The 11696-nt window shown below is 40.4% G+C and carries 10 protein-coding genes, 1 pseudogene and 1 riboswitch; of the genes and pseudogenes, 10 read left to right on the top strand and 1 reads right to left on the bottom strand.

The annotated features are described in order from the left end of the window. Nucleotides 1–34 precede the first annotated feature (34 nt). On the top strand, nt 35–814 hold the full coding sequence (locus LXM54_RS06405) for a Cof-type HAD-IIB family hydrolase (RefSeq protein ID WP_233314241.1): 780 nt from the start codon (nt 35–37) through the stop codon (nt 812–814). 73 nt (nt 815–887) lie between these two features. After that, complete coding sequence (locus tag LXM54_RS06400; RefSeq protein WP_233314240.1) at nt 888–1922, top strand: DUF3231 family protein; 1035 nt, start codon at nt 888–890, stop codon at nt 1920–1922. Between the two features lie 46 nt (nt 1923–1968). Here the strand turns inward: LXM54_RS06400 and LXM54_RS06395 are convergent, their stop codons facing one another. Then, nucleotides 1969–2331 (bottom strand): group I truncated hemoglobin, encoded by a 363-nt coding sequence (locus LXM54_RS06395; RefSeq protein WP_233314239.1) that lies wholly within the window; start codon nt 2329–2331, stop codon nt 1969–1971. Nucleotides 2332–2464: 133 nt separating this feature from the next. On the opposite strand from LXM54_RS06395, the gene LXM54_RS06390 reads away from it, so the two are divergent. From LXM54_RS06390 to mutL, 8 genes and pseudogenes are all read left to right on the top strand, one after another. Next, nucleotides 2465–2803 (top strand): cupin domain-containing protein, encoded by a 339-nt coding sequence (locus LXM54_RS06390; RefSeq protein ID WP_233314771.1) that lies wholly within the window; start codon nt 2465–2467, stop codon nt 2801–2803. A gap of 68 nt (nt 2804–2871) precedes the next feature. Next, nucleotides 2872–3439: pseudogene (locus tag LXM54_RS06385) on the top strand (histidine phosphatase family protein). 132 nt (nt 3440–3571) lie between these two features. After that, a riboswitch (cyclic di-GMP riboswitch) is annotated at nt 3572–3662 on the top strand. Nucleotides 3663–3733: 71 nt separating this feature from the next. Next, nucleotides 3734–4729: a ketoacyl-ACP synthase III gene (locus LXM54_RS06380; protein WP_233314238.1), complete on the top strand. Its 996-nt coding sequence runs from the start codon at nt 3734–3736 to the stop codon at nt 4727–4729. Between the two features lie 12 nt (nt 4730–4741). Further along, nucleotides 4742–5092: a hypothetical protein gene (locus LXM54_RS06375; protein WP_233314237.1), complete on the top strand. Its 351-nt coding sequence runs from the start codon at nt 4742–4744 to the stop codon at nt 5090–5092. A 103-nt stretch (nt 5093–5195) separates the two neighbouring features. After that, on the top strand, nt 5196–5645 hold the full coding sequence (locus tag LXM54_RS06370) for a GNAT family N-acetyltransferase (RefSeq protein WP_233314236.1): 450 nt from the start codon (nt 5196–5198) through the stop codon (nt 5643–5645). A gap of 190 nt (nt 5646–5835) precedes the next feature. Then, nucleotides 5836–6384, top strand: coding sequence for an outer spore coat protein CotE (locus LXM54_RS06365; protein WP_233314235.1), 549 nt, complete (start codon nt 5836–5838; stop codon nt 6382–6384). Between the two features lie 178 nt (nt 6385–6562). Next, on the top strand, nt 6563–9178 hold the full coding sequence (gene mutS, locus LXM54_RS06360) for a DNA mismatch repair protein MutS (protein WP_233314234.1): 2616 nt from the start codon (nt 6563–6565) through the stop codon (nt 9176–9178). A gap of 27 nt (nt 9179–9205) precedes the next feature. Beyond that, the gene (gene mutL, locus LXM54_RS06355; protein ID WP_233314233.1) at nt 9206–11107 is read left to right on the top strand and encodes a DNA mismatch repair endonuclease MutL; all 1902 of its coding nucleotides are present in this window, start codon (nt 9206–9208) and stop codon (nt 11105–11107) included. The last annotated feature ends 589 nt before the right edge of the window (nt 11108–11696 follow it).

Genomic DNA, 11696 nt, shown 5'->3' with positions numbered 1-11696 from the left:
ACAGCAGGATTACTAATAGAAAGCAGGGAATGAAATGAACGAGAAAAGCATTATATTTTTTGATATAGATGGGACTTTGCTTACACATGAAAAGCAATTGCCTCAGTCTGCCAAAGAAGCAATTTTCCAATTAAAAGAAAAAGGCCATGAGGTAGCGATTGCTACAGGAAGAGCGCCGTTTATGTTCGAAGATTTACGCAAGGAGCTTGAAATCGATTCGTATGTCAGCTACAACGGACAGTATGTCGTGTTAAATGGCGAGGTTATATATAAGAACCCATTAAATATTCAATCATTGGAAAAGCTTGCCGAAGCCGCATTGCTAAATGACCATCCGGTAGTGTATATGGACCATGAGGATATGAGAGCAAATGTTCCGGAGCATATCTTTATACAAGAAAGCATCCAAACACTGAAAATAGCCCATTTTCCAACACATGATCCTCTTTATTATAAAGACAGAGACCTGTTCCAGTCGCTATTATTCTGCCAGGAGGGGGAAGAAAAGCAGTATGAACAAGTCTCTGAAGACTTCGACTTTGTCAGATGGCATCCTGTATCTGTCGATATTTTGCCTAAAGGCGGCTCAAAAGCTCGAGGTATTGCCAAAATGACCGAAAAGCTCGGCATTGCTAAAGAGAACCAATATGCCTTTGGCGATGGTGAAAACGATTTGGAAATGCTGACAGCTATTGTTAACAGTGTGGCAATGGGCAATGCAGAGGAGCATATAAAGGCTTGTGCCAAATATGTAACGAAATCGGTGGAAGAAGACGGAATTGTTCATGGTCTTCAGTTGGTAGGTCTGCTGTAAGAGTAACTAATCCTTTGTATAATCTGATTCCTTCACGGAAAAAATAAGCAAAACCGACGTGGAGGAATATGCCTTGAATACAATCAAACCGATTAAAATAGGCTCACATAAATCAAGTCCGAATGAACCACTTACTTCGGCAGAAGTGGCAAAGCTGTGGGCAACCTATATGGGAAACAGCATGTCGAGATGCATACTGAGCTATTATTTACAGCATGTGGAGGATGAGGATATTAAAGCATTATTAAAGAATGCTTTACACTTATCGGATGTTTTCCTGGAAACGACGAAGGAAATATTTAAAAAAGATAAGATTCCATTTCCTGTCGGCTTCACAGAAAAGGATGTTAATTTAAATGCTCCTAAGCTATTTGAAGATGAATTCTATGTTCATTATTTAAAATACGCAGCCAAAGCAGGTTTGAGCATCTATCAAATAGCCATTCCCCTCGTCTATCGTGAGGATGTTCGTGATTTTTTCGTTTATTGTATGGATGCAACGATGCAATTGATGGAGCAAATTAAAATGATTCTATTAAGGAAGGGCTTTATTAAGAAGCCGCCGCTTATTCCAGTGCAAGACAGGCCTGAATTTGCCAACGAAAATTTTCTGAATGGATATATTGGGAAAGTTCGCCCTCTTCATGCGATGGAGATTACCCATCTTTACGACAATATCGAAAACAATGTCACAAGCAAAGCGCTAATACTGGCTTTCGGTCAAGTTGCAAGACAGGAAAAAGTGAAAAGCTTATTTATAAGAGGGAAAGAGATGACGCATAAGAATGTGGAACGGTACAAGCTTTTACTTCATGAGGAAAACTTGCCGTCTCCCGAATACTTAGACCATTTAATAACAACCTCGACGTTTGCGCCCTTTTCTGATAAGCTGATGCTTTTTCATAAAGTTGACATGTTTTCCATGAAAATAAGAGCGTTCGGAAATTCTCTTGCTGTAAATGGCAGACATGATATCGGAGTTATGTATACGAAATCGCTTATGAATATTATGATGTTTGTGACAAACGGGGCAAAAATAATGATGGAAAACGGCTGGATGGAAGAACCGCCGCATGCAGTTAACCGGGATGATCTTGCCAAACCTTAAATAGTAAGTGGAAAGAGCAAAAGAAGGGTAAACCTTCTTTTGCTCTTTATTTGTACAAAATATCGTCCTTTAAGCCGCCAACCTTTTCTAAAGCGGTCTGGATATCGTTCTCCTCTACACCGTAATGAGCTAGTGCATCATGCAAATGCTTGACGATTGCATTAAAGTGTTCCGGCTGGATATTCATTCCTTCATGCGCTTTTGCCATTGCCTTTCCTGTATATTGCTTCGGTCCGCCTAATGCAAAACTGATAAATTTAGTCTGATGACTGCGTTGTTTTTCCATATTTGTATGCTCAAAAAAATGACTTACTGATTCATCCTTTAATACTAACTCATTATAGAAATAATCAACTACTTTAGAAATTGCTTCTTCTCCGCCAACTTTTTCATATAAAGATTGCTCCATAACTATTCCTCCTTTTATTCACTATGTATAGATTAACCATTCTTACTACTTTTATCCTTTTTATAAAAAAAACAGGAGATTAGAAATAAGCAGAGAAATATTAAATGAAAATGAAAGGCAGGATGTGAGCAGGCTGGTTAAAAAGGGACAGTTAGAGTTAATTCATTTATTAGAGTTGACAAAGGGTAAGGCAGAATACAGTAATTTTATAGTAAGTGAGGTAAATGATCACGCTCTTCGGATAGCTGTCATTGAAGGAGAATATCATTGGCATAAGCATGAGGATTGTGATGAGCTGTTTATTGTGATCGAAGGGGAGCTGTTTATTGATTTGGAAAATAACCAAACAGTAAGCTTAAAGCCAGGTGACATGTATACTGTGCCGGCAAATGTGATGCATCGAACCCGCTCATTAGAACGAACGGTTAATTTGTGCTTTGAAAAGGCAAGTAATGATATATCTGGCACATGAGCTGCATAGACATAGCTAAAAATGCTTTCCTAGTGGAAAGCATTTTTTATAGGAGGGAGAAAAACAAGATGAAACTGGGATTAATTCGCCATGGCAGTACAGCTTGGAATAGAGAGGGAAGGGCACAAGGGAGCAGCAATATTCCTTTAGATAAAGAGGGAGTAGATGGAGCTCGTTTGCTTGCAGACCGTCTTTGCCAAGATAATTGGGATGTAATCTACACAAGTGACTTAATGAGAGCGACAAACCGCTGAAATCATGGCAGAAAGACTGCAAATAAAGGTTATTTTTGATACAAGGCTGCGCGAAACAGGCGGAGGAATGATAGAAGGAACAACAGAACGAGAAAGAATAGCAAGATGGGGCGAGGATTGGCGTGAGCTAGACTTAGGGATAGAGTCTGTTGAAAGTGTCAAAGCACGCACACAAGCCTTTAGAAGGGAAAGATTAGACAAAGCAATACATCAAAATATATTGATAGTCAGTCATGGTGCACTTCTAACTATGCTTATAGCTGAGCTTGACCCGCAAGTTAGTGTGGAACATCCGCTGAAAAATACATCCTTTACAAATTTTTCATTTATTGATAACAGCTGGAGATGCAGCTTGTATAATTGTACAACACATCTAACTTGATGAGGGTTTATAGGTATATAAAACTAGGTAAATACAAATAATTGGTTATATTTACCTTTCTTTAATAGTTCTAAAATACTAGACGGAGGAAAATAAATATACTAAAATAATCTCGTACATGAGAAGATAAGCCTTCGATACTAGCAAACTTATTGAAAAATAAGGACGCAAAGCTATGGGTCTAAAGCAGTGGTTAAGCTGCAATGATTGCCAGGTTGCCGAAAAGGAGACAGATACCAATCCATCCTTTTTCGGGTGGATTTTTTTTATGAAATTTGGGGGAGTGTGAGCAAGTTGGCTAATCAAGTCAAAATTAAGGGTGTTAGCATTGCCCACCCAGAAACAAAATATGATAATCAGTTTTTTATAGACCATTTTCACGCATTAGGCCTAGAAGCAGAAGGATTGATGAACCATCTTGGCAGGAAAGAACGATATTTAGTTAATCCGGAGAAAGAAAACACCATTACGATGGCAAGCGAAGCAGCAGTAAAAGCACTTGATAGTACTAATACTAAAGCAGAAGAACTGGATATGATTGTTTTTGTCTCTGACACACCCGAATACACTTATCCAAGCAACGCACTTCTCCTTAATCGTATATTAGGGGCGAAAAATGCTCATATTGTCTATGATATGAATGCTAACTGTATTGGAATGCTGTCAGATATTGATCAAGTGAATGCATTTTTGAAGAGCCGTGCAGACCTTCAGAGAGCACTTATTATCGGCAGTGTGTATGTAAGCAATATCGCCAGAAAAGATGATACTGTTATGTATCCTAACTTTGCAGACGGCGCATGTGCTGTAGTTCTGGAAAAAACAGAAGAGCCTATTGGACTTATAGCAAGCAATTATCACACAGATGCAAGTCTTGCAGACTTCGTCATGTATCCAGCTGTAGGATTTTCTCAACTGTTTAATGAGAACATCCCTGCTGCAAGTAAAAAACTTCGGTTTGATCCCCATGATGTCAGCTTTTTCTCTGACGAATGGAAAAAGCTGATTACTGCCATGCTCTCTCGGCATAATGTGCAGCCAGCGGAGATTGACCACTGGATTTTTTCTCAGTTTTCCAGACCAGAAGTGGAAGAAGCATTGCAGAAACTTAAGGTTGGTCTAGACAACTATACATTTGTAGGTGAAAAGTTTGGTTATACAGGCGTAACCAGCCCGATATTTGCGCTCCATGATGCTCTTGAACGAAAAAGAATAAAAGACGGAGATAAGGTAGTTTTTTGCTCTGTAGCTGTCGGCTATAGTATGTCATCACTTTTATATCAATTTTAGGAGGAAATTATTATGTTTACATTTGAAAAAAAGGAAGCAACAAAGGAATTATTTATTACTGTCAGCGGATTTATGAAAGAAGAAGATGGTCAGTCGTTTCTTGCTGAGTATAATAAGCATGTTAAATCAATCGTTCCAGCAACATATACATTAGTTATTGATTCAACCAATCTTGCTGCATCTAAGCCTGATATGCTCCCAGTTTTAGAAGGATGCTTCAAGCTGTATATGTCTAACGGCTTCAAAAAAATCATCATGATTAATCCATCATCTGCTATTTCCAAAATGCAAATGAAGAAGCTTGCAGCAAGCATCAACTATACAGGAATTTTTGTTGATAAATTAGAAGAAGCAGTACGATAAATGAATGTAAGCCTGATAAGCCTTTGCTTATCAGGCTTTTTTTGTTAGGAAGGTTTTTTTAAAGCTTAGAAAGAATTATTTATGGATAAAGGAGAGATTGGAGATGAATATACGTAAACTGTCAGTAAATGAAACACCTCCGTTAACACTGCTGCTGTCTGCAGATCCTTCTTCTAGTCATATCCATGATTATTTAAGCAGAGGACAATGTTTTGTGGCAGACAGTAATAACACAATAGCAGGTGTATATGTTCTTCTGCCAACACGACCTAAAGTTGTGGAATTAGTGAATATTGCAGTCGCTGAAGCGATGCAAGGACGCGGTATCGGAAAGCTGCTTGTGCATGATGCCATTAATTGGGCAAGACAGCAAGGATTCAGGCAGATAGACGTTGGCACAGGCAACTCGAGTATCGGTCAGCTGGCATTTTATCAGAAATGCGGGTTCCGTATTGTTGGTATCGATTTTGATTTTTTTAAAGATTATGAGGAAGAAATCATTGAAAACGGGATTATATGCAGAGACATGATTCGGCTTTCGCTGGAACTGTAGCAAAAACATACTTGCAAGAAAATTAAGTTGTTCGTCTAGAAAATCTCCTGTTGTTCGGCACATTTGCCCTCCATTTTCATACAATGAATTAGGCTTAAGCTTTAATTTATCAGCTTCAAAAATTATCGCACACTAGTCTCCTATCCCGCATAGGATGAAATGAAAATGAATGAGGAGGTTTCGCTCGAAAATGGGAGAATATAGAGAGATTATTACAAAGGCAGTCGTTGCGAAAGGACGTAAATTTACAAAATCCAACCATACGATCTGCCCAGACAACAGCCCTTCCAGCATTTTAGGGTGCTGGATCATCAACCATACGTACGAAGCGGAAAAGAATGGCAAGACAGTAGAAATAAGCGGTTACTACGATATCAACGTTTGGTATTCCTATAACGACAACACACAAACAGAAGTCGTAACTGAACGGGTTGAATATACAGATATCGTGAAATTAAAATATCGTGATCCAGATTGCCTTGATGATCATGATGTGATTGCACGTGTGCTTCAGCAACCGAACTGCATTGAAGCAGTTATCTCACCAAACGGCAACAAAATCATCGTTCATGTGGAAAGAGAATTTTTAGTGGAAGTAATCGGGGAAACAAAAGTAGTTGTTGAAGTGTTCCCAGAGCATAAAGAACATGATGGCGATGATGTATGGGGCTTGGATGTTGAGGATGAAGAGTTTGAAGATTTGAACCCTGATTTCCTTGTAGGCTCAGAAGAAGAATAGAACTAGGAGGTTCTCCTAGTTCTTATTTTTTAAAAAACAGTCTGCTTTAAGCAATTGCTTAAAGCAGACTGTTTTTTTTCTGGCAGAAGGAACCACCTGAAACAAAGTGTCCCGATATGCTATAATGGTAGAATAATAAATTTGAATTAATGTGAGCAACATCTTTTTGGAGGATTTTATGACAACGTACACGCCCATGATACAACAATATTTACAAGTAAAGGCAGATTACCAGGATGCCTTTTTATTTTTCCGTTTAGGCGATTTTTACGAAATGTTTTTTGATGATGCAATTAAAGCATCACAAGAATTGGAAATCACGCTGACGAGCAGGGAAGGCGGGGGAAATGAACGGATTCCAATGTGCGGAGTTCCCCACCATTCAGCGAAGAACTATATCGAGCAGCTCGTTGAGCGCGGCTATAAGGTGGCAATATGCGAGCAGACAGAAGACCCGAAGCAGGCAAAGGGAGTTGTCCGCAGGGAAGTTGTTCAGCTGATTACACCTGGAACGATGATGGAAGGGCGAAACCTTTCCGATAAGGAAAATAACTATATTGCCACAATCACGGTATTGGATAACCATACATATGGTTTTGCCTATAGTGATCTGTCAACAGGTGAGTGTAAAGCGACTAAAACAACGGGTTTTGATGCAGCTTTAAATGAATTGTCCTTGTCAGGAGCAAAGGAGGTCATCATCAGCCCAGATTTTCCAGAAGACAGCAAAAAACGCATGCAGGAGCGTGCTCATTTAACTTTGTCCTATGAAAACGATGCTGCTGTTTTAGAGCAGTATGGTGTGTTGTTGGCTGAAGTCCATGATGAAGCACTGCAATCTACTGTGAGCCGATTGTTTGCTTATCTTTACCGAACACAAAAACGAAGCCTTGATCACTTGCAGCCCGTGTCTGTATATGTGATTGATGACTTTATGAAAATTGATTATTTCTCAAAACGCAATCTTGAACTGACAGAAACAATCCGCTCGAAAGGGAAAAAAGGCTCTTTGCTGTGGCTGTTGGATGAGACGAAAACAGCAATGGGAGGCAGGCTCTTAAAGCAATGGATTGACCGTCCGCTCTTGAACAGAGATAAAATCGCTGAAAGACAAAACATGGTAGAGGTCATGATCAGCCATTATTTCGAAAGAATGGACTTGCGCGAAAAGCTGAAGGAAGTGTACGACCTAGAAAGACTTGCCGGAAGAGTTGCTTTCGGGAATGTGAATGCACGGGATCTTGTGCAGTTGAAGAAATCGCTGCAGCAAATTCCAGCAATTCAAGAGCTTGTCGCTCAATTCGGCACTAATGAAGCAAACTTGCTTGCAAGTGAACTGGACCCTTGTGAAGAGGTTACAGATTTGCTGGAAACAGCGATTGTGGAAAATCCGCCGCTATCTGTCAAGGAAGGCAATATCATTCTTGATGGTTATAATGAAGAGCTTGACAAATACAGAGATGCGAGCCGCAACGGTAAAACCTGGATTGCCCAGCTAGAACGGCAAGAGCGGGAAAAAACAGGGATTAAGTCGTTAAAAATCGGTTATAACCGTGTGTTTGGCTACTATATAGAAGTGACGAGAGCAAATGTGCATTTGCTGCAGGAAGGCCAATACGAGCGAAAACAAACATTGGCAAATGCAGAACGTTATATAACACCAGAGCTGAAGGAAAAAGAGAGCCTGATTTTACAGGCAGAAGAAAAAATAGTAGAGCTGGAATACGACTTGTTCACAATCATCCGTGAAACGGTGAAAGACTATATTCCAAGACTGCAGATGTTAGCGAAAACCGTCAGCGCACTAGATGTGCTCCAATGCTTCGCAACCGTCAGCGAAGACCGCCGTTATGTGAAACCTGCTTTTTCTTCTGAAAGAGTGCTGCACATTCAAAATGGACGCCATCCTGTTGTCGAGAAGGTGATGAATTCACAAAGCTATGTGGCTAATGGCTGTTTAATGGATGCTGACAGAGAGCTGCTGCTCATTACAGGTCCGAATATGTCTGGTAAAAGCACGTATATGAGGCAAGTGGCTTTAACTAGCATTCTTGCACAAATCGGCTGCTTTGTCCCGGCAGAGGAAGCGACATTGCCAATCTTTGACCAAGTATTCACTAGAATCGGGGCAGCAGATGATTTGATTTCTGGACAAAGTACCTTTATGGTAGAAATGCTAGAAGCTCGCAATGCCTTGCTGCATGCAACAAAGGACAGTTTGATTTTATTTGATGAAATTGGCAGGGGGACAAGCACCTATGATGGCATGGCCCTTGCTCAAGCAATAATTGAGCATATTCATGATATAGTCGGTGCGAAAACATTATTCTCTACCCATTATCATGAGCTCACAGTGCTCGATCAAGAGCTTGCCCGCCTAAGCAATGTTCATGTAAGTGCCATGGAGCAAAACGGCAAAGTCGTCTTCCTTCATAAGATTAAAGAAGGAGCGGCAGACAAGAGCTACGGAATTCATGTCGCACAATTGGCAGAGCTTCCGCCAGAGCTGATTGACAGGGCGCAAGAGCTTCTGTTGTCACTTGAGCAGAAAGAAGATGGCAAGCAAGCTGCTGCACAAGTGATTGTGAAGGAGGAAACTCCAGCAGTTGAGAGTAATGGAGATGCCCAGCTGTCATTCTTTGATGAAATGCAAAACCAAAAACCTGCTGCTAAATTGGCAGGAAAGGAAAAACAAATTCTTCAGAAAATCAAATCACTCGATATTTTAGATATGACACCAATGCAGGCATTAAACACATTATATGAACTGCATAAAAAGATAAAAAACGATTAAGTTCACATAAAAGAAGAGGTGAAAACAGTGGCAAAGATATTTCAACTCGATGATGCACTTTCCAATAAAATCGCTGCAGGAGAAGTAGTCGAAAGGCCAGCCTCTGTTGTTAAAGAATTAGTAGAGAACAGCATTGATGCAAACAGCACCAATATCGAAATCTTTATCGAGGAAGCAGGCCTGCAAAGCATCCGCATTCTCGATAATGGCGCAGGCATTGAGGAAGAGGATGTGCTGACTGCCTTCTCCCGTCATGCTACAAGTAAAATTAAGGATGAAAACGATCTTTTCCGCATCCGCACATTAGGTTTCAGAGGCGAGGCTTTGCCAAGTATCGCTTCTGTCTCCCATGTAGTACTGACAACATCAACTGGAGAAAAAGGTACAATGGTCGAGCTTGAAGGCGGTCATCTTAAGAAGCAAGAGAGCGCTCCAGGACGAAAAGGCACGGAAATCACTGTTTCTAATCTGTTCTTTAATACACCGGCACGTTTGAAATACATGAAATCCATTCATACAGAGCTTGGCAATATCACAGATATCGTTAACAGGCTGGCATTATCGCACCCTGAGATCAGCTTCCGCCTTGTTCATAATGACAGGAAGCTGCTTCATACGAACGGAAACGGCGATGTTAGGCAAGTTTTGGCAAGTATTTATGGGTTAAATATAGCGAAAAAGATGATTCCAATAACAGGAAAGTCACTGGACTTTACCCTTTCAGGCTTTATGGCGCTCCCTGAAATAACGAGAGCCTCCCGCAATTATATTTCAACGATGATTAACGGCAGGTTTATTAAGAACTACTCCCTTGTGCGCAGTATTCAAGAAGGCTATCATACATTGCTGCCAATTGGCCGATTTCCAATCGTTCTTTTGAATGTGGAAATGGACCCGATGCTAGTCGATGTTAACGTCCATCCATCTAAAATGGAGGTTCGCTTCAGCAAGGAGCAAGAGCTCAATGAACTGGTGTGTGAGAGTATTAAAGCAGCGTTCAAAAAGAAGGAATTAATTCCAGCCGGCTTTATCCGTGAAAAAGCGAAAGCACCGAAGGACGAGCAAACAGCGTTCTCCTTTGACCAAGCCAGGGAAAATCGTCAGGAAATGCCGAAACAGCAGGCACAGCCATTTGCTTTCTCCAATACAAGCATTGATTATGCACCAGTAGACACAGCTCCGCTCCTAAATGCAGAGCTGCCAGAACTGTTTTCAATGAAAGAGCCTCCGGTTGAGGAGCCACTATACACAGAAGAAACTGCTTTTCCAAATGTTCCAGAACCAGTAGTGGATACCAGCGAAGACACGTGGGAAGAGGAAGTGCTCGAAGATGTGGCAGCGGAAAACCGCGTTCCGCCATTATACCCAATTGGGCAAATGCATGGCACCTATATTTTCGCTCAAAACGAAAGAGGCTTGTACATTATCGACCAGCATGCCGCCCAAGAGCGCATCAAATACGAATTTTACCGCGAAAAAGTCGGTGAAGTTCATAACGAGCTGCAAGAGCTGCTGATTCCACTTACATTGGAATACTCATTAGATGAATGGATGAAGATAGAGGAAAACAAAGCAGAACTAGAAAAAGTCGGCGTCTTCCTCGAGCCATTCGGCCAGCAAAGCTATCTCGTCCGCTCCCATCCGCAATGGTTTCCAAAGGACGAAGAAATAGAAACAATTGAAGAAATGATCGAACAAGTCCTTGCCATGAAAAAAGTCGACATCAAGCTGCTCCGGGAAGAAGCAGCCATCATGATGAGCTGCAAAGGCTCCATCAAAGCAAACCGCCATCTCCGCAATGACGAGATTGAAAGTTTGCTTGAAGAGCTCCGCCACACATCAGATCCTTTCACTTGCCCACATGGCAGGCCGATTATTGTTCATTATTCTTCTTATGAGATGGAGAAGATGTTTAAACGTGTGATGTAGGAGAACCCCTTGTTAAATATTTTAAAAAAGCCTTTAGTAAAATTCTATTTATAGGTCTTTTTACTTGGAATTAGGAATTTTTTACTATATAATAAATATTGCTGATTAAGTTCAAGTATTATTGCAGACCTTATTCTTATGTAAACTTTACGGGTAAGGTCTTTTTTTTACTTAGTATGTTAAAAGCCCCTAATTAGAGGGGCTTTTTGCAATTACATATCCTATTGATTTAAGGGGAATTACTCAGGCGGAGTTGGCCGGGACTTCGTTATCAAGTGATGGCTAAACCTTGCTGTAAGTAGGGGTTTATATTTCTTTTTTATAAGGGGATATCTTTAAAAAGGAAAGCCAGTTATAGCTTTCTTTACTATTTAATAGAAATAATCTTTATGTGAGTAATAAGATATTAATTTCTGTGTGTTATTCTTCAGATTAGCAAAAAAATTGATGAGCTTTATAACCTTCATTTTCATCCTTCTTTATTCATCACTTATCTTCTTCAAATCTATCGGGACTTTTAGCATAGCGTGCTCCATTAAATTTAAATATCTTTAATGCAGTTACTTCAGTAATTTTCCGGTCATATTCC

The sequence above is a fragment of the Bacillus sp. Au-Bac7 genome (assembly GCF_021341655.1).
GTDB lineage: Bacteria > Bacillota > Bacilli > Bacillales > Cytobacillaceae > Niallia.
Note: the sequence above shows the minus strand (reverse complement) of the source record. Positions and strands in the feature narration are given on the sequence as shown.